This is a genomic window from Pantoea sp. Seng (genome assembly GCF_009829935.1).
Classification (GTDB): domain Bacteria; phylum Pseudomonadota; class Gammaproteobacteria; order Enterobacterales; family Enterobacteriaceae; genus Pantoea; species Pantoea communis.
Genome location: NZ_SZZV01000017.1, coordinates 92,039 through 115,716, shown reverse-complemented (window position 1 = coordinate 115,716; position 23,678 = coordinate 92,039). Strand labels below are relative to the sequence as shown.

25 protein-coding genes and 1 pseudogene are annotated in these 23,678 nt (G+C 53.9%); 11 read left to right on the top strand and 15 right to left on the bottom strand.

Features of this window, described 5'->3' with window-relative positions:
- The first annotated feature begins 83 nt into the window (after nt 1-83).
- A complete protein-coding gene (locus FD737_RS17705; RefSeq protein WP_160834157.1) occupies nt 84-1,100 on the top strand; it encodes an NAD(P)-dependent alcohol dehydrogenase in 1,017 nt (338 codons plus the stop codon).
- Between the two features lie 43 nt (nt 1,101-1,143).
- On the opposite strand, the gene FD737_RS17700 is transcribed toward FD737_RS17705, so the two are convergent.
- Nucleotides 1,144-2,901 (bottom strand): DUF2534 family protein, encoded by a 1,758-nt coding sequence (locus tag FD737_RS17700; protein ID WP_160834156.1) that lies wholly within the window; start codon nt 2,899-2,901, stop codon nt 1,144-1,146.
- Between the two features lie 62 nt (nt 2,902-2,963).
- The gene (locus FD737_RS17695; RefSeq protein WP_160834172.1) at nt 2,964-3,380 is read right to left on the bottom strand and encodes a DUF2946 domain-containing protein; all 417 of its coding nucleotides are present in this window, start codon (nt 3,378-3,380) and stop codon (nt 2,964-2,966) included.
- A 186-nt stretch (nt 3,381-3,566) separates the two neighbouring features.
- Between FD737_RS17695 and FD737_RS17690 the strand changes: the two genes are divergently transcribed.
- Complete coding sequence (locus FD737_RS17690; protein WP_160834155.1) at nt 3,567-4,508, top strand: D-2-hydroxyacid dehydrogenase; 942 nt, start codon at nt 3,567-3,569, stop codon at nt 4,506-4,508.
- A 4-nt stretch (nt 4,509-4,512) separates the two neighbouring features.
- Here FD737_RS17690 and glsB read toward each other — a convergent pair whose 3' ends face one another.
- A complete protein-coding gene (gene glsB / locus FD737_RS17685) occupies nt 4,513-5,439 on the bottom strand; it encodes a glutaminase B (protein WP_160834171.1) in 927 nt (308 codons plus the stop codon).
- Nucleotides 5,440-5,703: 264 nt separating this feature from the next.
- On the opposite strand from glsB, the gene FD737_RS17680 reads away from it, so the two are divergent.
- Nucleotides 5,704-6,051, top strand: coding sequence for a cupin domain-containing protein (locus tag FD737_RS17680; RefSeq protein ID WP_160834154.1), 348 nt, complete (start codon nt 5,704-5,706; stop codon nt 6,049-6,051).
- A 100-nt stretch (nt 6,052-6,151) separates the two neighbouring features.
- Nucleotides 6,152-7,555, top strand: coding sequence for a H(+)/Cl(-) exchange transporter ClcA (gene clcA / locus FD737_RS17675; protein ID WP_160834153.1), 1,404 nt, complete (start codon nt 6,152-6,154; stop codon nt 7,553-7,555).
- Here the strand turns inward: clcA and FD737_RS17670 are convergent.
- Nucleotides 7,552-8,748 (bottom strand): L-talarate/galactarate dehydratase, encoded by a 1,197-nt coding sequence (locus tag FD737_RS17670; RefSeq protein ID WP_097118733.1) that lies wholly within the window; start codon nt 8,746-8,748, stop codon nt 7,552-7,554. The genes clcA and FD737_RS17670 overlap by 4 nt on opposite strands.
- 199 nt (nt 8,749-8,947) lie before the next feature.
- On the opposite strand from FD737_RS17670, the gene FD737_RS17665 reads away from it, so the two are divergent.
- Complete coding sequence (locus FD737_RS17665; protein WP_160834152.1) at nt 8,948-9,961, top strand: LacI family DNA-binding transcriptional regulator; 1,014 nt, start codon at nt 8,948-8,950, stop codon at nt 9,959-9,961.
- Between the two features lie 93 nt (nt 9,962-10,054).
- A complete protein-coding gene (locus FD737_RS17660) occupies nt 10,055-10,519 on the top strand; it encodes a heme-degrading domain-containing protein (RefSeq protein WP_160834151.1) in 465 nt (154 codons plus the stop codon).
- 252 nt (nt 10,520-10,771) lie between these two features.
- Here the strand turns inward: FD737_RS17660 and FD737_RS24065 are convergent, their stop codons facing one another.
- From FD737_RS24065 to FD737_RS17635, 6 genes and pseudogenes are all read right to left on the bottom strand, one after another.
- The gene (locus FD737_RS24065) at nt 10,772-10,903 is read right to left on the bottom strand and encodes a hypothetical protein (RefSeq protein ID WP_255492029.1); all 132 of its coding nucleotides are present in this window, start codon (nt 10,901-10,903) and stop codon (nt 10,772-10,774) included.
- 18 nt (nt 10,904-10,921) lie between these two features.
- Complete coding sequence (locus FD737_RS17655) at nt 10,922-12,085, bottom strand: c-type cytochrome (RefSeq protein WP_237448820.1); 1,164 nt, start codon at nt 12,083-12,085, stop codon at nt 10,922-10,924.
- A 2-nt stretch (nt 12,086-12,087) separates the two neighbouring features.
- A pseudogene (locus FD737_RS17650) lies at nt 12,088-12,372 on the bottom strand (GMC oxidoreductase); the annotation flags it as partial.
- Nucleotides 12,356-12,928 carry a gluconate 2-dehydrogenase subunit 3 family protein gene (locus FD737_RS17645; RefSeq protein ID WP_160834150.1) on the bottom strand — a complete coding sequence of 191 codons (573 nt, stop codon included), beginning with the start codon at nt 12,926-12,928 and terminating at the stop codon, nt 12,356-12,358. The gene FD737_RS17645 and the pseudogene FD737_RS17650, both read right to left, overlap by 17 nt.
- Before the next feature lie 273 nt (nt 12,929-13,201).
- Nucleotides 13,202-14,026: a sugar phosphate isomerase/epimerase gene (locus FD737_RS17640; protein ID WP_160834149.1), complete on the bottom strand. Its 825-nt coding sequence runs from the start codon at nt 14,024-14,026 to the stop codon at nt 13,202-13,204.
- Nucleotides 14,027-14,043: 17 nt separating this feature from the next.
- Nucleotides 14,044-15,057, bottom strand: a complete 1,014-nt coding sequence (locus tag FD737_RS17635) for a LacI family DNA-binding transcriptional regulator (protein ID WP_160834148.1) — start codon at nt 15,055-15,057, stop codon at nt 14,044-14,046.
- Nucleotides 15,058-15,510: 453 nt separating this feature from the next.
- Between FD737_RS17635 and FD737_RS17630 the strand changes: the two genes are divergently transcribed.
- The 3 genes from FD737_RS17630 (at nt 15,511) to FD737_RS17620 (ending at nt 18,077) form a co-directional block, all read left to right on the top strand.
- Nucleotides 15,511-16,689 carry a Gfo/Idh/MocA family protein gene (locus FD737_RS17630; RefSeq protein ID WP_160834147.1) on the top strand — a complete coding sequence of 393 codons (1,179 nt, stop codon included), beginning with the start codon at nt 15,511-15,513 and terminating at the stop codon, nt 16,687-16,689.
- A gap of 8 nt (nt 16,690-16,697) precedes the next feature.
- Nucleotides 16,698-17,639 carry a sugar phosphate isomerase/epimerase gene (locus FD737_RS17625; RefSeq protein ID WP_160834146.1) on the top strand — a complete coding sequence of 314 codons (942 nt, stop codon included), beginning with the start codon at nt 16,698-16,700 and terminating at the stop codon, nt 17,637-17,639.
- A gap of 87 nt (nt 17,640-17,726) precedes the next feature.
- Entirely contained in the window at nt 17,727-18,077 is a 351-nt protein-coding gene (locus FD737_RS17620; RefSeq protein ID WP_160834145.1) for a helix-turn-helix transcriptional regulator, read from the top strand.
- Here FD737_RS17620 and FD737_RS17615 read toward each other — a convergent pair.
- Nucleotides 18,074-18,919, bottom strand: coding sequence for an MBL fold metallo-hydrolase (locus tag FD737_RS17615; RefSeq protein WP_237448819.1), 846 nt, complete (start codon nt 18,917-18,919; stop codon nt 18,074-18,076). The two genes, FD737_RS17620 and FD737_RS17615, sit on opposite strands and share 4 nt — an antisense overlap.
- Nucleotides 18,920-19,048: 129 nt before the next feature.
- On the opposite strand from FD737_RS17615, the gene FD737_RS17610 reads away from it, so the two are divergent.
- Complete coding sequence (locus FD737_RS17610; RefSeq protein WP_160834144.1) at nt 19,049-19,930, top strand: LysR family transcriptional regulator; 882 nt, start codon at nt 19,049-19,051, stop codon at nt 19,928-19,930.
- Here the strand turns inward: FD737_RS17610 and FD737_RS17605 are convergent.
- The gene (locus FD737_RS17605; RefSeq protein ID WP_058962008.1) at nt 19,923-20,375 is read right to left on the bottom strand and encodes a GNAT family N-acetyltransferase; all 453 of its coding nucleotides are present in this window, start codon (nt 20,373-20,375) and stop codon (nt 19,923-19,925) included. The genes FD737_RS17610 and FD737_RS17605 overlap by 8 nt on opposite strands.
- 217 nt (nt 20,376-20,592) lie before the next feature.
- On the opposite strand from FD737_RS17605, the gene sfnG reads away from it, so the two are divergent.
- The gene (gene sfnG, locus FD737_RS17600; RefSeq protein ID WP_160834143.1) at nt 20,593-21,681 is read left to right on the top strand and encodes a dimethylsulfone monooxygenase SfnG; all 1,089 of its coding nucleotides are present in this window, start codon (nt 20,593-20,595) and stop codon (nt 21,679-21,681) included.
- 2 nt (nt 21,682-21,683) lie between these two features.
- Here sfnG and FD737_RS17595 read toward each other — a convergent pair whose 3' ends face one another.
- The 3 genes from FD737_RS17595 to FD737_RS17585 form a co-directional block, all read right to left on the bottom strand.
- Nucleotides 21,684-22,874, bottom strand: coding sequence for an MFS transporter (locus FD737_RS17595; RefSeq protein ID WP_160834142.1), 1,191 nt, complete (start codon nt 22,872-22,874; stop codon nt 21,684-21,686).
- Nucleotides 22,875-23,003: 129 nt separating this feature from the next.
- On the bottom strand, nt 23,004-23,312 hold the full coding sequence (locus FD737_RS17590; RefSeq protein ID WP_160834141.1) for a CcdB family protein: 309 nt from the start codon (nt 23,310-23,312) through the stop codon (nt 23,004-23,006).
- A 2-nt stretch (nt 23,313-23,314) separates the two neighbouring features.
- Complete coding sequence (locus FD737_RS17585) at nt 23,315-23,554, bottom strand: type II toxin-antitoxin system CcdA family antitoxin (protein ID WP_058962011.1); 240 nt, start codon at nt 23,552-23,554, stop codon at nt 23,315-23,317.
- Nucleotides 23,555-23,678: the final 124 nt, after the last annotated feature.

Below are 23,678 nucleotides of genomic sequence, written 5' to 3'. Positions count from 1 at the left end.
ACTAATAACCTGATTATTCAGCATTATATTGCTCATCACTTTGCTACTCTGATGCTCTATCGAGCAAAACTCCGAGGACAGCGATGAAGATTTCCAGCTATGCCGCTCTGCAAGCGGGTGAGGCGTTAGTGCCTTATGAATATGATGCCGGCCCGCTGGCAGCGGAAGACGTACAGGTTGAAGTCGATTACTGCGGCGTGTGCCATTCCGACTTGTCGATGATCGATAATGAGTGGGGCGGTTCACGTTATCCGTTGATTGCCGGACATGAAGTGATTGGTCGCGTGGCGGCGCTGGGAGAGGCGGCGCAAAACAAAGGGCTCAGCATCGGGCAACGCGTCGGTATCGGCTGGACGGCAAAAAGCTGCCATCACTGTGATGCCTGCATCGCAGGCGATCAGGTCAATTGCGAAAATGGCAAAGTCTCCACCATCAATAACCGTGGTGGTTTCGCCAGCCATCTTCGTGCCAATTGGCAATGGGTGATCCCGTTGCCCGAGTCGTTGGATTTGGCGTCTGCGGGTCCACTGCTGTGCGGTGGTATCACGGTATTTAAGCCGTTACTCATGCATAACATCAACGCCACCAGCCGCGTAGGGGTGATTGGTATCGGTGGGTTAGGACACATGGCGATTAAGCTGCTGCGTGCGATGGGCGCGGAAGTCACCGCCTTCAGCTCCAATGCCAGTAAAACCGACTCCATTCTGGCGATGGGCGCCAATCGGGTGGTAAACAGCCGCGATGCGGAAGCCCTGAATGCATTAACTGGTCAGTTTGATCTGATCATCAGCACCGTAGCCGTGGATTTAGACTGGAAGCCCTACTACCAGGCACTGGCGCGACAAGGCAAGTTCCACACGGTGGGCGCGGTGATGAAGCCGTTTAAGGTTCCGGCGTTCAGTTTGATTGTCGGCGATCGTGCGCTAACAGGATCTTCAACCGGTTCTCCCGCTCAGTTACGTACCTTGCTCAAGTTAGCTGCCCGCGTGGATATCGCTCCACAGGTGGAGGAATTTCCGATGTCGCAGGTCAATGCCGCGTTAGAACATGTGAGAGCGGGAAAAGCCCATTATCGCGTGGTACTCAAAGCGGATTTTTAAGTCTCGTTGATGAGATGAGGTGCGCATCCTTGCGCACCAACCCTTATTTACCTTGTGGATCGCTTTCGCCCAGGAAGAAATACCACAACGGAATCGACATCAGTGCGGTGAACACTGCGCTGTATAAGGCAATCATCAACCCCTGCGTGATGTACATCGTCAATGACCAGTGGCTAAACGGGATACCGTATTGATCGATCACTCCGCCAATAATCGCATTGCTCATCACCGAAACGACAATCACCGCCAGAATGCACACGCCGCGCAGGAAGTTACGCATCTCCTTGCGCTTCACCGTAAAGCGAGCGCGAATAATGCCAAGCGGTGACTGCTGCGACGCCAGAATCTCTGCTTCGGTCATCGGAACACGTTGCTGTTTACGCCAGCGCAGAATATCGATCAGTAAAAACGCCAGCAGGCTTACGCCCATCACCGGCAGCGCATAACCCAGCGCCAACGCCACTATCAAGCAGGTGCCTTTACTGTAGTGCGGTATGGCGAGCCAGGTTTCGGTTAATGTTTTCGCCGGGCTGGCTTCCGCTTGCTGCGGACGGCGAGCCCACCACATGCGATAACCCAGCACGATCATCGTGCATAAACCAAGTCCAAAGAACGCCAACAGCAGTTGGTTAGGCAAGCCAAACAGCACGCCCATATGCGCATCCACGCCCCAGCGCGTCAGTTTTGCCACCAGTGGGAACTGGGCGAAATAGACGTGATCAACAATCGTGAAGTCCTGCGGATTCACGGAAACCGCATCAACCCGTGTCGGCCAGCTTCGATCGATTTCGGTCACTGCCCATGCTTTGTCCGCGCTTTTCGGCTGACGTAACTCTAGCTTCCTGGCGCTCAATCCATCCTGGCGGGCGGCGTTGAGTACGCGATCCCAGTCACTGTCCGGCAGATTGTCAGGCATTGGCTTCGCGGGCTGTGCAACCGGTTTTGTCATTGATGACATCGACATTTTGGACATGTCCATATCCGACATATCCATATCAGGCATCCCTGGCATGCTGTGATGGTCAGCATGAGGATCGGCGGGTGCCGTATCGCTACTAAGTGAAGTGTTGACCTGTGGTGTCAGCCAGTTCAACTCCGTACGCCAGCGGTCAATATTATTACCCGCCCACTGCGACCAGGTTAAACCGGTGGCGGAGAAGAATACCAATCCCAGCACCAGCGTTAGACCCAGCGTGATATGCCAGTGGCGGCTAAAGGCGAATCCCTTGCGCGCGGCTTTCAGCTTACGTTTCGGGCGCGTGCCCAGCCACAGCACCACGCCGCCCAGTGCGGCAACCCACAACCAGGACGCCGCGAGCTCGCTGTAGTTGCGGCCAAAATCACCCAACAGCAGACTGCTGTGCAGCAGATCAAGCGTGGTACGCAACGGCAGTACACCGCTGGTGCCGTACACCGTCATATCGCCTTTAACTTTCAGGCTATAAGGATCGATAAACACCGCGCGAGACTGCGAAGCACCCAGTGAGGCATCGCTGAACTGTACGCGAGTGGTATCCGTTGCGCCTGGCGCAGGCCGCACAGCGTAAATGTGCTGTTTCTCACCTGCGTAGGCGCGTGCCGCGCTGATTTGCGCAGACAGTGGCTGGGCAGGGCCATTGGGTTGTGCCGTTAACGCATCGGAGTAGATGACGTTTTCCAGTTGTGGCGTCAGCACATAGAGCGTGCCGCTGAGTGCCGCGACAAAAATAAAGGGCGCGACAAACAGGCCAATATAAAAATGTAAGCGACGAAGTAGATTAAGCACCGCACCACGCGGTGCTGCAGAGTAAGCAGCAGACAAAGCCGTCTTCCTTCCGGTTAGAGAATGCCGTGACGCAAAAAGGTGCGTCGTTAATGATGTTATCAGCAGGAGAGAACAGCAGGCGGCGCACGCGGACGGTGTGTTGGGCTAAAGCGTCGGATCACCGGAGCCTGCAGAGGCGGCAGCGGTGGGGCGCGAGAAATCACCATCATCAGCCAGATGAACGGGATGAACACCCACATCATCAACGGCACATGCACCAGCAAGTCACAGTAGCCGCAGGCGAATTCACCGTCTTCCATCATGTGATGGTCCATGCCCGGCATCGCCATATCCATCATCATTTCGTGATGATGCATCGACATTTCAGACGTCATGCCGTGGGATGGCATATCCATCATGCGGCTTTGCCGTTCCATCAACGACTTCGTTACGATCGGCGCGACAAACAGCAGCAGCACCGCCAGGATGGCGATACAGGCAGTCAGGCGCTGGCGAAGTTGATGTGAAAAGGTCATGGCGGCGACGAAATGATTCAACAATTGAGGCCGAAGTGTAACGCCATTGCCGCAAAAGGGTTACAGAAACTCAGGCTAATTTAGAAAAAATTCGCACCTTTTGAAAAAAGTCACTTTACGCGCTGTATTTGTTAACCTAAATGCAACCTGATGAGAACAGTGCGGAAACATGTAAACGGAGAAGCGATGAAAATAGTGATGCTGGATGGTGATACGCTGCCTACACCGCCGACACGCCCGGAGTGGTGTACGGAATGGGATTTTCGTGGAACAACGGCACAGCACGACATTATTTCTGCCTTAAAGGGCGCGCAGATTGCCATCACCAACAAAGTGCCGCTGCGCGCGGAAACACTGAAACAGTTGCCGGATCTGCGCTACATCTGTGTCGCGGCAACGGGTTACGACTGCATCGATTTGGATGCATGTCGTGAACGCGGCATTGTGGTCAGTAATGTGCCCGGCTACTCCACGCGAAGCGTCTCCGAAGGCGTGATTGCCGCCTTATTTGCCCTGCGTCGCCATCTGGTGGATTACGCCAACAGCACGCGCGCGGCCTGGCCTGCATCGTCGCATTTTTGTGTGCATCGCCAGCCGATTCAGGACATTTTCGGTGCGACCTTAGGGATTGTCGGCAAAGGCGACATCGGCAGCGCGGTGGGTGCGATGGCAGAAGCGCTCGGCATGACGGTACTCTACGCGGACCGCAAAGGCAGTTCAGCGCCGCGCGCTGGTTATGTTCCGTTTGAAGAGGTGCTGGCGCGTAGTGATGTGTTGAGCTTGCATTGCCCGCTGACGCCGCAAACTCAGCAGTTAATCGATTTGCAGGCGCTGGCGCAGATGAAGCCGTCAGCCTGGCTAATCAACACTGCACGCGGTGGACTGATCAATGAAACGGAACTGGCCCACGCGCTGCGTCAGGGTGCGATTGCCGGTGCAGCGCTGGATGTGCTCAGCAGTGAACCACCAGCAGCCGATCATCCGCTGTTGCAATCGGAAATTCCTAACCTGCTGCTGACACCACACATCGCCTGGGCCAGCCAGCAGGGAGTGAACAATCTGTTGCGCGGTATTGAAGCTAATCTCGAGGGATTTGCTCAGGGCAATCCAACGCATGTGGTGAGCTAAGCGCTTAAAAAATCGAGCGGCCTAGTCGCTCGGTGAGTTTCTCCAGCAGCGCGGTGCCCGCCAGAGAGTTACCGGAGTGATCCAGCGCCGGCGACCACACCGCGATACACATCTCACCGGGGATGACCGCGACAATGCCGCCACCTACGCCCGACTTCGCGGGCATTCCCACACGCCAGGCGAACTCGCCAGCACCGTCATACATGCCGCTGGTCATCATCAGCGCATTGACCTGGCGTGCCTGACGCGGTGAGATCACGGCCCACTCATCGTGCTGACTGCGTCCCTGGTTAGCGAGATAGAGAAAGGTGCGCGCCAGCTCTTCACAGCTCATGGAGAGTGAGCAGTAGTGGAAGTAGGTTTCCATTACTTTGCTGACATCATTGTGGAAATTGCCAAACGACTTCATCAGCCAGGCAATGGCGGCATTGCGGGCGGAATGCTCGTATTCAGAGCGAGCAACCACACGGTCATAGTTGATGTCGCTTTGCTGAGCCAGGCTGCGCACAATCTCCAGCATGCGCTGGCGCGGGGCAGTTAAACGACTCTCCAGCAAGTCACACATCACCAGCGCACCGGCGTTAATGAAGGGATTGCGGGGTTTGCCCTGTTCCAGCTCCAACTGCACCAGCGAGTTAAACGCCTGACCGGAGGGTTCCTTACCCACACGCTGCCAGATCTCGGCATCGTCATACAGCGTCAACGCGACCGTGAGTGACAGCACTTTGGAGATCGACTGAATAGAAAAACGCGTGGAAGCATCGCCAGCCTGAAAGCGCTGGCCATCGGGTGTGACAATGGCGATGCCGAGCTGATCGGCATCGACACCGGCCAATGCGGGAATGTAGTCCGCCACCTTGCCCTGTCGCGTTAAAGGACGGACTTCAGCGACAATTTCTTCCAGCAATCCATTCGTGAGTTCTGACACCAGATGGCTCCAATTTTCTTGTTTTTCCGTTTCAAATACGTTTGCGGCTTTTTTCATAGCGCGTATCTGCAGTCATGAAGCCGCTATCAGCTGCGCAATCAAGAGAATGGCAATCGAAGTGCGGTAGTAGAGACAGCATGATCTTTAAGGCCAGGATCATGGTGATTTGCCCCTAACTCGTCAACGGGCGACGTAAAATTCTGTGAGCCTTCCGGGTGAAGCCTGCGTTACAGTGCATAAATCCAGCAAAAACATCGGGCTCACATTATGTTGACCAATCTGTTGCGTGATTTTCCGTCAGCGGTGCAAAGCGGCAGCGCTGAAACCTTCGAAGCGCTGTTGTCACAACCCAATCTCCTGATTGAACGTATCGTTTCAACCGGGCAAGCCAGTCCGCCCGATTTTTGGTACAGCCAGACGCAAGGTGAATGGGTGATGATTTTACAGGGTTCGGCTGGATTGCAGTTGGAAGGCGAAAGCGAAGCGCGCACACTGTTACCCGGCGATTTCATCGATATTCCTGCAGGCTGCCGCCATCGCGTTTGCTGGACGGATAGCCAGGGCCCTACGGTATGGCTGGCGGTGCATTACGGAGAGCTGCCCAGCCAACCGTAAAATTCTGTTGCCAATGATTGCGTTACGCGATCGCCTGAGTTAGCTATGCTGACGGTTTTTCGTCGCGGGAGATGCGGCGCTGATGTAATTGAGGATCTGCATGTCTGTTTCGCAAAATGCCACTCAGCCTGAGAATACGATGCGCGCCGGGCGCTTTATGCTGCTGCAAAAGCTGCTGCGCCGCGATAAAACACCCGTGGCTTTATTGCTACTCGCCGCACTGGTCGGTGTGCTTACCGGTTTGGTCGGTGTTGCCTTTGACCGCGCGGTGAATTTCATCCTGCATTCGCGCCTGAACTGGCTGGAAAACGCTGCCACTCATCCCCTTTTTAAGGTCCTGTGTGCTTTTCTGGTTTCCGCTGTATTGGGGGCCATTGGTTATTATCTGGTGCGGCGATTCGCGCCGGAAGCGGGTGGTTCAGGCATTCCCGAAATCGAAGGGGCGCTGGAAGAGCTGCGTCCGGTGCGCTGGTGGCGCGTGCTGCCGGTGAAGTTTCTTGGCGGTATGGGAGCGCTGGGCTCAGGCATGGTGTTGGGGCGCGAAGGCCCAACCGTGCAGATCGGCGGCAATATTGGCGGTATGTGTCTGGATCTGTTCCGCGTTAAGTCGTCTGAATCCCGGCATACCTTGATCGCCACCGGGGCAGCGGCGGGGTTATCGGCGGCTTTCAATGCGCCGCTGGCAGGCATTCTGTTTATTATCGAAGAGATGCGTCCGCAGTTTCGCTACAGCCTGATTTCAATCAAAGCGGTGTTTGTCGGCGTGATCGTTTCCAGCATCGTATTTCGTTTATGCAATGGTAATGAAGCCATTATCAACATCGGCCAGTTGCGCGATGCGCCTACCAACACGCTTTGGCTCTATTTGTTGCTTGGCATCCTGTTTGGCGGCTGCGGTGTGGCGTTTAACCGCCTGATATTTCTCGCGCAGGATCAGTTTCAACGATTACATCAAGGCCGCATTGCCGCCTGGGTAATGTGGGGCAGCCTGCTGGCGGGATTGTGTGGTGTGCTTGGCCTGTTTCTGCCTGCTGCCGTGAGTGGGGGGATCACGCTGATTCCCGATTTCTCAGCGGGAAGTTACAGCGCGCTGGCCTTGTTCGGTCTGTTCGCCCTGCGGACATTGGTGACAATTTGCTGCTTCTCTTCAGGCGCGCCGGGCGGGATCTTTGCGCCGATGCTGACGTTGGGCACCTTGCTGGGTACCTGTTTTGGTCAACTGTGCATTCACTGGTTCCCCGGTTATCAACTGGAGGCCGCGACCTTTGCCGTGGCCGGCATGGGCGCACTGTTTGCCGCTTCGGTTCGCGCGCCCTTAACCGGCATTGTGTTGGTGCTGGAAATGACCAACAACTATCAGCTGATTCTGCCGATGATCATCACGTGCCTGGGCGCAACCCTTGCTGCACAGTTCTTTGGCGGCAAACCGCTGTACTCTTCGATTCTGGCACGCACGCTGGCTAAGGCTCAGCTCAGCGGTCACGCCAGCGCAAAGATCCACTAAGGACGTTTACCCACGCTGTGTGTCAGCGTGGTCCAGCGGCGCGCCTGTTCGCTAAGACTGAAGCCGAGGCCGTGACGATCGGAGATCAACATACGGCCGTCACGCAGTTCTAACTGCTCATTGAACAGCGGGTTGAGCCACTCAAAATGCTCCAGCCAGGGTTCAATCGGATAGGCTGCTGCGAGATGAATGTGAATCTCCATCGCGAAGTGGGGTGCCAGTTTACGTCCGTGGCGCGCCGCCAGACCCATGATCTGCAGGAATGGCGTAATACCGCCCACGCGCGGCGCATCCGGCTGCACAAAGTCGCTGGCGTTGCCAAGGATGAGTTGCTCATGTTCACGGAAGCTGGTGAGCATCTCACCGGTGGCAATCGGCGTATCTAACGCGGCAGTCAATGCTGCGTGGCCTTCCACGTCATAGGCATCGAGCGGTTCTTCGATCCACACCAGATTGAATTGCTCCATCTTACGTCCCATGCGAATCGCTGTTTCACGATCCCACTGCTGGTTCGCGTCCACCATTAACGGGAAATCATCGCCCAGTGTCTGACGCACCGCAGTGAGGCGCCGCAAGTCTTCAGCGGTGTTGGGTTGGCCGACTTTGAGTTTGATGCCGCCAATGCCATTTTCACGCGAGATCGCCACATTTTTGATCACCTGATCAAGTGGCGTATGCAGGAAACCGCCTGAAGTGTTGTAGCACTGCACGGAATCACGATGCGCGCCGAGCAGCTTTGCCAAGGGTAATTGGGCACGCCGTGCTTTCATATCCCAAAGTGCAATATCAAACGGTGAAATCGCCTGCACCGCCATGCCGCTGCGGCCCACGGACGCGCCTGCCCACAGCAGTTTGGTGTAAATCTTGTCGATGTCGTTGGGATCTTCACCAATCAGCGCATCGGCAATTTCACAAGCATGGGCGTAAATGCCCTGGCCGCCCGCGCGTTTGGAATAGCTGAAGCCGATGCCCTGGAAACCGTCACGCGTTTCGATCTCCGCCACGATGATCGCCACTTCTGTCAGCGGCTTCTGGCGTCCAGTCAGCACTTTGGCATCGCTCACCGGTGTGGCCAGCGGCAAAAACGCCAGTGACAGATTGACCCAAACGATGCGGTCACCGCTCTCGGAGGCATTACCGGCTCCTGTTGTTTTGGCATAGCTTACGGCACTGGAATTCACACTCGACATGATGTTCTCCTGTAAATGATTGCGCTAACATTTTGAATCGGAGAAGACTATGCGCCAATAACGTTGAGCTTTAATGCAGAGCCGATCACAGAATGGACAATTCGGGGATTTAAATGATAGCCCTAACATTCTCAGCGTTTTGCGCTGGCTTTGATAGGGCGGCCTGCTATGCTAGCGCTATCTGCTTCTACCCTGAGCCGCCATGAAACTACGCAACCCCGAGCGCAATGCTGCCCCTACGCTGGAAGATGTCGCCCGCGTCGCGGGAATATCGCCGATGACGGTGAGTCGTGCGCTCAATTCCCCGCATCTGGTTCGACCGGCGACTGTCGCCAAAGTCAAAGCGGCAATCAGCGCCACCGGCTACATTCCCAACGCGCAAGCGGGCAGTCTGGCGAGCAATCGTAGTCGCCTGATTGCCGTTGTGGTGCCGCAAATCAATAACAACATGTTCGTGGACACCATTCAGAGCCTGAATGACAGCCTGAGTGCGCAGGGCTATCACATGCTGTTGTGTGTCACTGGTTATGAAGCGGAAACAGAAGCGGAAACCGTAGCCACGCTGTTGTCTCGCCGTCCGGATGGCATCGTGCTGACCGGTATTCATCACAGTGCGCAGCTGAAAAAAGTGTTATTACAAGCCAACGTTCCAGTGGTCGAAATCTGGGATATGACGCCCACCCCCATCGATATGCTGGTGGGTTTTTCTCATGAGAAAATCGGTGCTCGCGTTGCGACCTACCTTGCCGAGCGCGGTTATCAAAAGCCGGGTCTGATATGGACGGATGATCGCCGCGCATTGCAGCGTAAACAGGGCTTGCTGGATGCGTTAATGTCATTGGATATAGAACCGCTGGCTGATGTGCCCGTTCAACTCCCGGCGCTAATGGCACGCGGTCGCGAAGCCAGTTCACAATTGCTGGAGCAACATCCAGATGTCGATGTGCTGGTGTGCAGTTCAGACACGCTAGCGCAGGGCGCATTGATGGCGGCGCAGGCGCGTGGTTTAAACATTCCGCAGCAGCTGGCGGTGATTGGTTTTGGTGACCTTGATTTTGCCGCGGCAAATTATCCGGCGATTTCGACGGTCCGCATTGACCGACACCGCATGGGCGAGCTTGCTGCAGAGCAATTGTTAAAGCGCCTGCAACATCAGACGGTGGATAATCCGATAATTGATATGGGATTTACCATGGTGTCGCGTGATTCAGGTTGACCCAAACTAAACTGCGATCTTCATCACATGCGAAAAATATCTTCCATGTTATAAAAAGTGGAAAATAAATTTCATTTTGAGAGGATCCTATCAATGTCAGCACTGCCTTCATTAGAAACCCTGCTACAGCAGGAAGCTGAGCACCGTTTACCGCAGTTTGATTTCGATTTGGCCTGGCAAATTGGTCAGGGCATTCAACAGCGTGGCCGCGAAATGAATGCGCCAATTGCTATCGAAGTTTATGCTTTTGGGCAGGTGCTGTTTCTGGCGGCGTTACCCGGTTCCGCGCCCGAAAATCTGGAGTGGATGCGTCGTAAACGCAACACGGTGCTGTTGACCGGCCACTCTTCGATGTATGTAGGGTTCGCTAATGAGCAGAAGGGCGAACGTATGGCGCAGCAGCATAACATTCGCCAGGAAGATTACACCGATCACGGTGGCTCCTTCCCGCTGCTCAGCCCGCAGGGCGCGATCATTGGTGCAGTTAGCATCAGTGGCTTACCTTCTGAAGACGATCATGCTTTAGCGCTGTGGGGAATCAACCAACTGCTGCGCTGATTCCGACGCAATGAGACGTCATCGAGCACAAAACTGGAAAGCCGGTTTAGCGAAAATGTTAATGGTTGTTGGATGAGGGGAGTGATACAGAGCGGCCTGTTTTTTAAATTCCCGTGAATGCTTACGGCAGCTCATTGTTGAACCCCCTACTCGTTGGCATGGTGTCCAATTTTCGGAATTCACTTCAGAGCTTGCGCCGCTATTCTTTGCACAGAAAGGAATAGCGGCGCGTTGATGAAAAACGAGAAGCCGTTATTTCGCTGCCGGTACTTTCAGCTTATCTCCCGCATCCGTGGCTTTGCGCAGCGTGGCAACATCGCTGGCTTTCACCTCGGCAGCCTCGTTGCCCCATGAATTGCGCACGTAGTTAAGCACATCTGCCATCTCTTGATCGTTCAATTTTCATGAGAAGGCAGGCATGCCGGCAGACGTTGGGCGTCCTTCGGTGTGCGGTGCGCGCGCGCCATCTAACAGCGCATGGATCATGTTGGTGGGATCATTCTGCATCGCGGTGTTACCCGCGAAAGCCGGCACCATGCCGGTGATACCTTCTCCCGACAAGCCATGACAGGCTGAACAGTCCACCTCATAGCGCAGTGCCGCCTGATCGTGTTTCGTCTTATCCATGACAAATGCAGTTGGCTTAGCCGTTGCAGAAGCGGGCAGGCTGCGCAAATAGGTGGCAATGGCTTTCAGGTCCTGGTCATTGAAATATTGTGTTGAGTGCTCAACCGCTTCTGCCATCGGACCGGCCGCAACACTCTCCCCGTTGGAGCCGGTTTTCAGGTAATCCGCGATCTGCTCATCGCTCCATTTTCCGATGCCAGCATGAGGATTCGGCGAGATATCAGGTGCATACCAAGTCCCTAAGTTGCCACCTTGCAGATACTGGCTGCTGATCTCTCCTCCTAACGCATTACGTGCGGTGTGACACACACTACAGTGCGCGGGGCCATCAACGATGTACTTACCGCGGTTCCAGGCATCATTCTGCGCACTCTGGGGCTTGAACGCTCTGTTATCAAAGAACAACAGGTTCCACCCCGCCATCGCCAGACGAATGTTATACGGGAATTTCATGCCTGCGTTTTCGTCGATGGCATTTTTCACTGGCTTCTGCACAGAGAAATAGGCCCAGAGATCGTGCATGTCGGCATCGCTCATCTGCGTATAAGCGGTATAAGGCATCGCAGGATAAAGGAAGCCGTGTTCGCCGCGTCCCTGACGGACCGCATTAAAGAAATCGTGCTCCGTCATGTTGCCGATGCCGGTTTCACGATCGGGTGAAATGTTGGAGGTTTGCAGTGCACCAAAGGGGGTGTCGATCTTGTAGCCGCCGGAAAAGTCCGCGTTGTGGCACGCCGCGCAATCCGCCAGGCGCATCACATATTCGCCACGTTTAATGGCATCTGCATCACTGCTGTGGAAATCGGCTAACCTGACCTTATCATCAGCCACATTTGAACGTGAGCTGTCCATCACAACCCACATTCTGCCGGTCACGCCAATGGCGGCGACCACGGCCAATGCCGCGAGGGTATAGGTAATTTTCTTTGCCTTCGCCATGATTATGCCCCCACCAGCGGTGCAGGATTATTGATGTACTTCTGGTGGATAGCTTGCGCCGCACGCACCGCCAACGCCCCCACGGTGACTGTTGGGTTGTAGCCGCCATTGTTGGGGAAGGCCGAGGCACCGACCACAAACAAATTATGCGCATCCCAACTTTGCAAGTATGGGTTGAGCGCGGAAGTACTTGGATCGGCACCCATGACTGCGCCGCCAATGGTGTGCGAGCTGTGCTGCATGTAAGGGTTCCAGCTTTTCTCGGCTTGGTTATCGACCACAATGTGCTATTAATTCAAAGAAGGCCTGGCTATTCACCTGTGCCCCCAAATCGATTTTTCCGTCTTCCATTTTTGTGAGGAAATCATCAACCTGCTCAGCATTTAACGCATGGAAGGAGGATTGATATTTTTTTTGTGCCCAGTTTTCCAGCGCTTTTAAACCCGTTAAATAACGTTCCTTTGGTGCGGAAAGAAATTGAGGGCTGCCCATAATTTTTTCTTCGTTTTCAGGATGCAGTGGAGCTTGCAAATAAAGCGCGGCTCCTGAACCGTAATCCCCCGCTAACTGATTATCGAGGAACTCAATACAGCCCGCTTCAGTAGCTGAAGGCCCTAGCTTATCGGCCGGGATTAAACGATCAAAAATGGCTTGTAGATTCTGGCGATCCAGTGGGTTGGTGAGCACCTGGTAACCGTCTTGCCACGCTGGCTGTGGCAAATGGTCGGCACTGAGCTGGGTTTCCAGCGGCACATTGTGCAGCTCTTTGGCGCGCAGTTGCGGTGCCACGGCAAGTGAGGCGACAATACCGCTCAGCGAAAAGAGCGCTTCTCTTCGGTTCATACTTCTTTCCCTTAATCATTCCATCGTCTGATGGACACGGCAGATTAATATTGACAGAGCACGACGTTCCGGACATTCAGACATAGACCGGCCACACGTTAATTAGCGCGCAGCCGTCCACGACGAATCCATGTTCGTTATTATGATTTCTCAGAAAGTATTGAAAGACGTTATGCGCGTGTTGTTAATCAACACGCGATTCCGTAGGCTGGATTTTTCCCGCCATTGCCAAATGTCTTCACGGAAAACCCGTTATTCGGGCCTCCTTTATTTTTAATAAATATATTTTTTCATGTCGTCGATGCTGTGACGGGCAATATCCCAGAGATCATCTTCCCAGTTGCGCGGGCTCAATAATTCCGGTGACCATACGCCGTTGTATCCCGTGGCTTTCACTGCCGCCACCCAGGCTGGAATATCAACATCTCCCTCACCGGGCGCGTAATTGCGCTGGACCCATTCATCCCAGTCTTCGCCCGGATAGGCGGCGCGACCATCACAGAAATGCACACCGTAGATCAAATCCTTGTCCATGCGCGCCACTTCATCCGGTGTGGTGCCACCGCCGGCGTGCAGGTGCCAGAAATCGACCACCACGCCAAGGTTATCTTTGCCACTCTGTTTAATCAGATCCAGCGCGTGTCGCAGTGAATTGAAGGCAGTGAAGGCCACCACCTCTATCTGGAATTTAATGCCATGTGGCTTGCCGATATCGGCGATGGCGCAGAGGTTTTCCAGCAAGATGGCGTCACGTGCGGCGTCTGGCAGATGATCTAATTCGGTCAGCGCCATAATTTGTACCACCGGGCAGCGCAGTTCCACGGCCGCCTGCACCACTTTCTCCGCTTCACGCAGCAGGGCGGCACGTTCTTCTGGCTGGAAACGACCCATCCGCTTCAAAGCATTAATGCAGGTGATCTCAATCTGATACTTCGCCAGCACATCACGATATTTTGCGTAACTGCCGCCGTTATCCAGATAGCGATACAGATGTTCAGGCAGAATCTCCAGTCCGCTGTAGCCTGTTTCGTGGGCGATGCGTAACTGAGTGACGGCATTGCTGTACCAGACAGAAACACCATGCAGTGACAACTTCATCTCTCCTCCTTGTTACCTCAGGGTTTCAGGTGAGAGCGTCGTAAGCGCAATTCTCCCTGAGACCAAACACCACCTGGAGTGGCCTTTCCGTCAATCAAGCGGTTGAGGGCTTCATTGACAATTAAATCCAATCGCTGGCTAAACGTGGTCAGTTGCCAGCTGGACAAACTGGCTTCATCGATATCATCAAAACCCACCACCGCCATAAAACGGTTGCCTGCATGCTCTTTAAGCGCCGTCAATGCGCCGAGTGCCAAAATGTCATTCTCGCAAAACAGGGCGTCAACCCGCTGCTGAGGGGCGTGCGCGTTGAGATAATCACTCAGCACTTCATAACTCCGCTCACGAGAGTACTCGCCTGCAGTGAGCAGTAACTCCAGCGTCAATCCAGCCTCCTTGAGTGCCAGCTTTAGGCCATCCAGGCGCTGGGTATGATGGCTGCTGGTTTCCGGTCCCATCATATAGCCGATACGGGTGTAGCCCTGTGCCAGCAACAGTTCGCCCAGCTGTTTACCCGCGCGTAAACCGTCAACGTTCACCACATCGATATCGGGCTCGTCATTGTTTCGGCACACCTGCACCAGCGGAATCTGATGCATCTCGCGTGCCACGCTAATCAGTTCGTCGGTTAACACGGTGCCGAGAAATAGCAGGCCATCCACTTGCAACTGATCGGCGAGCGTCAGCACGGCGCTGTAATTTTTTCCGCTACCAATATTCAGCAACAACGCCATATAGCCGCGCTGTTGCAACTGACGCGTAACCATGTCGAGCATCAGCATCGAGTGAGGATTCTTCATCTCATCGATCACCACGCCGATAATGTGCGTTTTCTTCTGCGACAGGCTGCGCGCCAGCAGGTTAGGGCGATAGCCCAATTCTGCGGCGATTTTCAATATCTGTTCACGCGCCTTGTCAGAGATGGATGCACCCGGCGTGAAAGCGCGGGATACGGTCCATTTTGAGACGCCGGCAAGTCGTGCGACATCACTTGCTGTGGCTTTGTGGGGCTTCTTTGTTGGTTTATTCATAGCACCTGCGTAGGGATAAAAGGCGGAGTCCCCTGCATTGAACGTGAAAGCCAACTGAAAATAAACACCTAAGCGCAGGCAAATGAGGCAAATGACATCGAATAACCCTGTTTTTATGATGTTACGATTATGTTTGATCTTTGCACCCGATTGCAATGAGTTTTGCATTCAGGTGCAAATTTAACGGTTTTTGTGATCTTCTTCGCTGAATTGCAGGTTGCCAGATTGACTAAAAAGTCGGCATCGCTGACATTCAGCGCTTGTAAGCACAAGAATCATCCTTTTTATGCCCGATTCTGATGCGATTTGCACTCGGTAGCATCTCGTGAAGTACGGCAGTACGTGCAGTGCAATGGATTCCAGTGCGTGAATAAATAACAAGAATCGGCAATAACAGATAAGAACATCTACCCTCAACCTAATTTGCACCCGGGTGCAAAAACAGGAGTGACTATGTTAAATGGTGAAAAACACATTCCACGCCCGCTCCGCTGGGCAATGATCGGTGGCGGCCGCCTGAGTCAGGTGGGTTATAAACATCGGTCCGGTGCCTTGCGTGACAATACCGCCTACCAGATGGTAGCCAGCGCCTTTGATATTGATGCTACACGTGGGCGCGAATTTGGCGTCAATCTTGGACTTGCGCCGGAACGTTGTTATGACAACTACCAGCAATTGCTTGAGGAAGAGGCAAAGCGTGACGATGGGGTGGAAGTGGTATCAATCGCCACCCCCAATGGCACCCATTATGAGATCACGAAAGCGGCGCTGAATGCCGGTATTCATGTGATTTGTGAAAAACCGCTGTTCTTCACCAGCGCGGAAGCGCAGGAGATTAAAGCGCTGGCAGAGGCGAAAAAGCTCATTGTCGGCGTGACATACGGCTTCTCCGGCCATCCATTGTTGATGCAGATGCGAGCCATGATCGCCAACGGCGAGATCGGCGAAGTGCGTATGGTTGAGCTGCAATATACCCACGGCTTCAGCGCCAATGACAGTGCCGATAAATTTAGCGAAGCACAGAAATGGCGTGTCGATCCAAAAATCGCCGGTCCCTCGTTTGTACTGGGCGATATCTCCACTCACACCTTCTACATCTCGCAGCTGGTGCTGCCGCAGCTGAAAGTCAAATCGCTGCTGTGCGATCGCCAAAGCTTTATTCCCTCACGCGCACCGCTGGAAGACAACGCGATGGTGCTAATGCATTACGACAACGGGGCGGTAGGGCGCATGTGGGCGTCATCGATCAACGCCGGTTCAATGGACAGCCAAAGCATCCGCATTATCGGTTCACGCGCCAGTCTGGAGTGGAGTGATTACAACCCGGGCGAATTGAAATACGAAGTCCAGGGCCAGCCAAATCAACTGATGCATCACGGTATGCCGTATTTGCATGAAAGTGCACTGGCGGATGAGCGTCTGGGTGCATTGCATACTGAAGGCCTGGCCGAGTCCTGGGCCAACATCTACCTCAAATTTGCCATCGCTATCAGTGCCACCCAGCGTGGCGATCAGCACACGCTTGATAACCTGATCTATCCCGACATCAATGCCGGGCTGGAAGGCGTGCGCTGGATTGAAAACTGTGTTCGTTCCGCCGACAACGGCGCGACCTGGGTCAACTACCAATAAGGACTGCCATGAAACTCTCTTTTTGTACCGACAGCCTGGGGCATCTGCCGTTTGAGCAAATGCTGGATAAACTGCTGGAACTGGGCGTTTACGGCGTTGAAATGACGACGGGTGGCTGGTCCTCTGCGCCACATTTGCCGACAGAAGCGTTACTGGGTAGTGCCACGCAGCGTCAAAACCTGCTGAAAGCACTGGAAACGCGTGGGATGTCGATTGCCGCCCTGAATGTATCGGGCAATCCGCTGGATCCTGGTGAACTGGGGCAGAAACATAAACGCGATACCGAGAATGCCCTGGCGTTGGCGGGTGAGTTAGGGGTGAAGAAAATCGTCATGATGAGTGGGTTACCGCCTGCCAGCCCGCATGACACCATTCCCAACTGGATCACCTATACCGTGAGCTGGCCGCCGACACTGAAAAACTGCCTCGACTATCAATGGAATGAAGTGGCGATCCCTTACTGGCAAGGGCTGGTGGTGCGTGCGAAGCAAAGTGGGGTCGAGAAATTTGCGCTGGAGAACTTCAGCTCCATGCTGGTGTGGAATCCAGAGACCCTGTTCCGGCTGCGCAATGCGGTGGGCGACATGGTAGGGCTGAACCTTGATCCCAGCCATTTACTGTGGATGGGCGCCGATCCGATTGCCGCAGCTCGGGCGCTGGGGCCGGCGATCCATCACTGCCATGGTAAAGATGTGCGGATGGAACGGGGTCTGGTCAATATCAACGGTCTGCTGGAAACCAAACCGGTGGAGGATGTGGCAAACCGCGCCTGGAACTACGTTGCTGTGGGCTGCGGCCAGGATTTGCAGTGGTGGAAGGAGTTCTTCTCGGTGGTCCGTATGATGGGCTACAACGACTGGGTCTCACTGGAAATGGAAGATCTCACCATGTCGGTGGAAGCGGGCATCACCTCATCGATTGCCGCGTTGAAACAGACCATCAGTCAGTAGGCGTTGAGCGCGGTGTGCTGCCGCGCTGTACATCCCGCATCCGCTGCCCGATACTTCGTGTTTATACGAACTATCATGAGGCAGCCTATGCTGGAAAATCACCCGCAGCGCGATGAATTCCGTCTGGAAAATGTATTGGCCGCGCTCGGCAATCCCCTGCGCATGAGTGTGGTCGCTATCCTGGCTGAGGGGGGTGAGCACACGTGCGGATCGCTGCTGAAGGGCGTGTCCAAATCCACTCTAACGCATCACTGGCGCGTACTGCGCGACAGTGGCGTCATCTGGCAGAAACCTTCAGGCCGTGAAAACCTCTTGTCACTGCGTCGTGACGACCTGGACGCACGCTTCCCCGGGCTGCTGGACGCATTTCTTACGGCGACCACGCAGGATGGTCTGACGCGTGGTACCGTCAACGACTTTCACAGCTCAGCGTCTTAATCCGTTTTTGGCCGCAACAGATAGCCGGAGCGCACATCACCCTCAATATAGCCAAATGCGGATGCGCCAAAGTGCATGCCTGCTACCCGCGTTTTGTCCCTTGAAACCTGTTCGATAATCGCTTTGCGCGTGGTTTCAGCCAGTGCCGGATCGTTATCAAAGGAAATGGAAACGTCTGGTCGAGCTAACTGGATATGCGGGTAATGCACAATATCGCCCCAGATCAGTAGACGTTCATTGTCGGAATCAATCAGATATCCGGTATGCCCCGGCGTATGGCCTGGCAGACTGATAGCCTGGATATCCGCAGTGATATTATTCTGCTCAATCAGGTGCAGGCTGGGCCGATAGGCCTCGAGCGTACGACGCACCAGCAAGGCATTTCTCTGAGTGCGTTCGTTGGCTGTTTCAAGCTTTTCATCATCCCGCCAAAATGCCGCTTCAGCCGTAGAGAGATAAAGTTGCGCATTAACAAAGGCAGGTTGACCGTTGGCTGTTAGTAAGCCGCCAATATGATCGGGATGGCAATGCGTGAGCAACAGAGTATCAATGGCGTCGGGGTTAACACCCAGCGCTAACAGATTAGGCTGCAATTCCCCGCCAATATGATTGACGGCGCCCATGCCGCTATCAATCAAGATCGTGCGTCCTTCACCGCGAATAAGATAACAGTAAATATGAATATCACCCGGCACATCGATACCCGATAGCGCTTGAATTGACTCTGCGCTGGGGATATCAATGCCGGAGAGCAGCGTAAGGCTGGCTTTCATGGTGCCATCACTGATAGCCGTGACCAGATAGTGACCCACGCGTTGTGAGGAGAAATGTTTGACCATCATTACCGCCTTTGTTCTTCACCGAAAGAGAAAACGCTGTTTAATCATTAAGCTGCATCAGCAATGAAATATTGCAGGGAACCGGCGGGTGTGACTATCATCCTTTTCGACTGAGTTGAGACCGAAAAAGCTGTGGACATTAAATTATTGCGATCTTTTGCTACTGTGGCGCTGCTGGAACATGTCGGTCAGGCGGCGGAAAAGCTGCATATCTCGGCATCCCCGCTGAGCAGGCAAATTCAACAACTTGAGAGTGAACTCGGCGTCACGCTGTTTCATCGTGAGAAAAAGCGTCTGCGATTGACGGAAGCAGGGCGAAAATTTCTAGATGAGGTCACGCCTTTTCTGCAACATCATGCGCGTCTCACCGATTATGGCCGCAACCTGACGCAGACGGCCAGGGGGCGTCTGGATATTGGTTATGTTGAGGCGGCGATACATTCGCGCATACTGCCAGATGCCATTGCCCGGATTGATCAGCAAAGCGGCACCGCTATCCATCTGCACGCGATGCGATCCCAGCAACAACGCGAATTACTTGAGGAAAGGGCGCTGGATGTAGCGCTACTGCATACCCCTCCCGAAAAGGGCGACTGGTTTTTGCAGAAAAAAGTGCTGACGGAACCGATTCTGTTAGTCATGCCAAAAGCACAAACCATCGCTACACCCACACCGGCAGATTTACAAAAACAGCGCTGGATAGCCGATCATGCTCACCTCAATCCAGCTGCGCGCGCCCGCTTACTGGCTGCATGTGAGCAAGCGGGTTTCCAGCCGGATATTACCTTTGAGGTGAACGGGCCGCTGGCTGCCCTGGCCTGCGTGGAAGCGGGCCTGGGGTTTACCTTCATTCAACAAAGCCTGGCGAGTCGGGTCGCAGATACCGTTTCACTGGTGATGCTGCCGTGGTTACCGCTGGAGATAACCTTATATGCTGTGTGGCGGAAGGACGATAACAGGCCGCAGATTCGGGAGTTTATTGACGCGCTACCGAGGAGGGATGCGCTCACTTAGTCGCGGCAATGAGCTGTAGCCGATGCGTGCTGATATCCTGATCCGCTAAGCAATGAAAACCCAACCGTTCATAGAAGGAATACGCTGCGTGCGGTGCATGGGTATTGATCAGAGCAAAATGGATGACCGCATCCTGAATGATCTGTTGCAGTAGCAACGTTCCCAGCCCCATGCCGCGATAACATTGACCTAAATAGAGATGACGAACCCTGCCAGCCCGACAATTTGTCATGAATGGGTCCTGATTCAGCCCGCCAACACCAATCAGTTGATGGCATGAAAACAGCCCCAATAGTTTTTCGCCAGGGAGATCGAAACAATTGGTGCCGTTGCGCCAATTATCATCGAGCCTGCGAAGCATATTGAAACCCAGGTCGATGCTCTCCGCTTTGAGTGACGAAAATCCGGGGACATACGGGGTGATGGTTTCAACGCGCAGATTCAATTTCTTCTCCTCTCACTGTTGCAATGGCGACGGGCGTTTTACAACGGCTGTTGTATTTGCAACTTCTCACCCGTTAAGTAACGCTCCCATCTCAATAAAATCAACTGCTTAAATTCATGAAAATCTGGCACAGCTGCTGCATTACCCTTTATATATCGAAAAGATAGAACTTGATTGAAATTCATATTTTTAAGCTATATATCGACAGGAGAAGCCGATGTCAGATAAGAAACCCCTGCAATTTGCTTACTGGGTGCCCAATGTGTCCGGTGGATTGGTGATCAGTCAGATTGAACAGCGCACCCGTTGGGACGCGGAGTATAATCGCGAACTGGCAAAAATCGCTGAAAAGGCAGGATTCGACTATGCCCTGACGCAGATCCGATTTACTGCCGGATACGGTGCAGATAACCAGCATGAATCGGTGACCTTCTCACAGGACTTGCTGAGCCATACCTCAACGCTCAAAGTGATTGCCGCGCTGCTGCCCGGCCCATGGAATCCCGTGCTGGCCGCCAAGCAGATCGCTACCATCAGCCATCTTTACGGTCCACGTATCGCCGTTAACATTGTCAGCGGCTGGTTTCGGGGCGAATTTAAAGCGATTGGCGAACCCTGGCTCGATCATGAAGAGCGTTACCTACGGTCTGAAGAATTTATCCATTGCCTTAAAGGTATCTGGCGTGAAGACAGCTTCACCTTTGCCGGAGACTTCTATCGCTTCCGCGATTACGCATTAAAACCCAAACCTCTTTTACCTTTACCTGAAATCTTCCAGGGCGGCAGTTCCCGTGCAGCGCGTGATATGGCGGCACGCGTGTCGGATTGGTACTTCACCAACGGCAATACGCCGGACGGCGTTCAGCAGCAAATTGAAGACATTCAGGTGAAAGCCATCACGCAAGGACATCAGGTTAAAATTGGTTTAAACGGTTTTGTCATCGCCCGCGATACAGAGCAGGAAGCACAGTCCGTCCTGCAGGAAATCATCGCCAAAGCCAATCCGGATGCCGTTAAAGGTTTCCAGCATGAAGTAAAAAACGCGGGAAGTGCGTCACCGGAAGGTGAGGGCAACTGGGCAAAATCGTCGTTTGAAGATCTGGTGCAGTATAACGACGGCTTTAAGACCAATTTAATTGGCACCCCACAACAGATCGCTGAGCGCATCATGGCGTTGAAACAGGCAGGCGTCGATTTATTGCTGCTGGCCTTTTTGCACTTCCATGAGGACGTTGAGTTCTTTGGCCGCGAGGTGATGCCGCGAGTGCGTGAACTGGAACGTCAGGAAAGCCGGGTCTCCGCCTGATATCAAATATGGCGGGCGCGGCCCGCCAGTAGCGCCATCATCATCTGAACCACGGTAACCGCCAGTAACATGATCAGCGGCACCAGCCAGTTACCGCTGGCATCATGTAGCATACCGAAACACAGCGGGCCAAGTGCCGCCAGTCCGTAACCGACGCACTGCGCCATGCCGGAGAGTTTTGATGCCTGGCGATGATCCTGAGTGCGCAGATTAAACAGTGAAAGGCTGATCACCAGCGATGCGCCCGCGCCCAATCCAGCCAGAATCAGCCACAAAAGTGACCATGACGGCAGCAGCAGCAAGCCGACCACCGCAACAAAGATCAGGAATGAAGCGATAAAGCCAATAGCGCGCTGATCTTTCAGGCGTTTGAGGGCGCTCATGCAGGCGAGATTGGAGACGATGGCGACGATCTGATAGACGAACAGTATGCCGCCTGCCTCAATCTGGCTAATACCGTTGTCTTGCGCAAACGGGGTGAACCAGCCAATCAGGGTATAGAACAGCAGTGACTGACTGGCCATAAACAGCGAAACTTGCCAGCCCAATGCTGAGCGCCAGGGCGATCGCGTCACGCTGTGGGTTGCTGCGGCGTGCACCTGCGGCCCCGACTTTTTCAGATAAGGTAGCCAGGCGAGCAGTGCGATAAACGCGGGCACCAGCCACACCGCGAGCGACAGACGCCAACCTGCGGAGCTGATTTCAGCCAGCGGCACCGCAATCCCTGATGCAATACTGGCTGAAATCCCCATCACCATGGCATACAACCCGATGTAGCGTGCCGTGTGCTCAGTAAAGTCACGCTTGATCAGCGGGGGCAACAGCACGTTAGCGGCGGCAATACCGGAGCTCAGAATTAGCGTGCCCGCCCACATGGCATTTTCACCGCCGGTAATGCGCAGCAACGACCCCAGCGTGATCAGCAGCAGCGAGCCCCACAAACTGCGTTCCAGGCCAAAGCGATTACCAAACCAGGCGGCAGGCGGTGCCAGCGTGGCAAACATCAGCAGCGGTAAAAAATTGATCACGCCTGCGGCACTGGCGCTCAGACCAAAACTGGCGCGGATATTCTCCAGTATGGGGCCGGTGGCGGTGATCGGCGTGCGCAGGTTGGCAGCAGTAAGCAGCAACAGAAACAAGAAAAAACCCGCGCGTCGCAGGGCTGGATTTTGGGCAATAGTGGTATGGGACATATTTGCGCACCATAGAGTTGAGGCAGAACGATTCTGCATATGGTGCGTTGATTGACGTTAACGCTTACGCAGCAGTTCATTTCCGCTGAGGAGGGGAATACTAACGAGGGACGTTTGACATGTAAAGTTTCAAAATCCATCAAAGATAAAATCAATAGAATCTGTGATTTGCTGGCGATAAGGGCGCGCATCCATCACTTGTTTTCCTAACAGAGATGCGGGCACACTTGCCATTTCATGGGTCATGACGAGATAGCCCTCTCCTTCAATTTCGATGACGGGGTTAAGCCGTTTTACCTGACCAGCCTTAAGTCGATTCATAGGGTACAAAGGAATGACAATACGCGTTGTGAGCTGATCAATGATATCGCTTTGAACATCGACCAGATAAGGGTAAGCACTGTTTTTACTGGTGTTGTTATAAATCATGTACTGCATATTTAGAACGTCCTGTGTTCATCCGACAATAAACCATGCTCTTCAGTTATGCGGTTCAGTTCCTGTAAACCGGCACTATTTTCTTGTTTCCATTTTTCTGCAGCGGCTACCCGTATTTCTTGTCGCAAAGCCTCAGCAAGAATCGCGGATAAGTTTAAACCGGCCTCTCTGGCTTGTTGCAATAGCATGGGTTCGACGGTGACGCTGACGGTTTTCTTCTGGTTTACACTGGTATTAGGCATAAATCCCCCGTGTGGACTACACGTGTAGCAATGTCGATGAGTATGGATGAAAACTCAATTGCCATCAATCCAACAAAAATAAACGTTATTGACTTGCCTCTCGACCTATCCGCGTCCACTTTTA

What these genes read in the sequence shown, in the direction of transcription:
- FD737_RS17625 (WP_160834146.1), top strand. Translation starts at nt 16,698, where the DNA reads ATGAAACTCTCTTTTTGTACCGACAGCCTGGGGCATCTGCCGTTTGAG.
- clcA (WP_160834153.1), top strand. Translation starts at nt 6,152, where the DNA reads ATGTCTGTTTCGCAAAATGCCACTCAGCCTGAGAATACGATGCGCGCC.
- FD737_RS17640 (WP_160834149.1), bottom strand. Translation starts at nt 14,026, where the DNA reads ATGAAGTTGTCACTGCATGGTGTTTCTGTCTGGTACAGCAATGCCGTC.
- FD737_RS17590 (WP_160834141.1), bottom strand. Translation starts at nt 23,312, where the DNA reads ATGCAGTACATGATTTATAACAACACCAGTAAAAACAGTGCTTACCCT.
- FD737_RS17585 (WP_058962011.1), bottom strand. Translation starts at nt 23,554, where the DNA reads ATGCCTAATACCAGTGTAAACCAGAAGAAAACCGTCAGCGTCACCGTC.
- FD737_RS17595 (WP_160834142.1), bottom strand. Translation starts at nt 22,874, where the DNA reads ATGTCCCATACCACTATTGCCCAAAATCCAGCCCTGCGACGCGCGGGT.
- FD737_RS17615 (WP_237448819.1), bottom strand. Translation starts at nt 18,919, where the DNA reads ATGATGGTCAAACATTTCTCCTCACAACGCGTGGGTCACTATCTGGTC.
- FD737_RS24065 (WP_255492029.1), bottom strand. Translation starts at nt 10,903, where the DNA reads ATGGCAGATGTGCTTAACTACGTGCGCAATTCATGGGGCAACGAGGCT.
- sfnG (WP_160834143.1), top strand. Translation starts at nt 20,593, where the DNA reads ATGTCAGATAAGAAACCCCTGCAATTTGCTTACTGGGTGCCCAATGTG.
- FD737_RS17690 (WP_160834155.1), top strand. Translation starts at nt 3,567, where the DNA reads ATGAAAATAGTGATGCTGGATGGTGATACGCTGCCTACACCGCCGACA.
- FD737_RS17620 (WP_160834145.1), top strand. Translation starts at nt 17,727, where the DNA reads ATGCTGGAAAATCACCCGCAGCGCGATGAATTCCGTCTGGAAAATGTA.
- FD737_RS17665 (WP_160834152.1), top strand. Translation starts at nt 8,948, where the DNA reads ATGAAACTACGCAACCCCGAGCGCAATGCTGCCCCTACGCTGGAAGAT.
- FD737_RS17680 (WP_160834154.1), top strand. Translation starts at nt 5,704, where the DNA reads ATGTTGACCAATCTGTTGCGTGATTTTCCGTCAGCGGTGCAAAGCGGC.
- FD737_RS17635 (WP_160834148.1), bottom strand. Translation starts at nt 15,057, where the DNA reads ATGAATAAACCAACAAAGAAGCCCCACAAAGCCACAGCAAGTGATGTC.
- FD737_RS17695 (WP_160834172.1), bottom strand. Translation starts at nt 3,380, where the DNA reads ATGACCTTTTCACATCAACTTCGCCAGCGCCTGACTGCCTGTATCGCC.
- FD737_RS17655 (WP_237448820.1), bottom strand. Translation starts at nt 12,085, where the DNA reads ATGGCGAAGGCAAAGAAAATTACCTATACCCTCGCGGCATTGGCCGTG.
- FD737_RS17660 (WP_160834151.1), top strand. Translation starts at nt 10,055, where the DNA reads ATGTCAGCACTGCCTTCATTAGAAACCCTGCTACAGCAGGAAGCTGAG.
- FD737_RS17645 (WP_160834150.1), bottom strand. Translation starts at nt 12,928, where the DNA reads ATGAACCGAAGAGAAGCGCTCTTTTCGCTGAGCGGTATTGTCGCCTCA.
- FD737_RS17630 (WP_160834147.1), top strand. Translation starts at nt 15,511, where the DNA reads ATGTTAAATGGTGAAAAACACATTCCACGCCCGCTCCGCTGGGCAATG.
- FD737_RS17705 (WP_160834157.1), top strand. Translation starts at nt 84, where the DNA reads ATGAAGATTTCCAGCTATGCCGCTCTGCAAGCGGGTGAGGCGTTAGTG.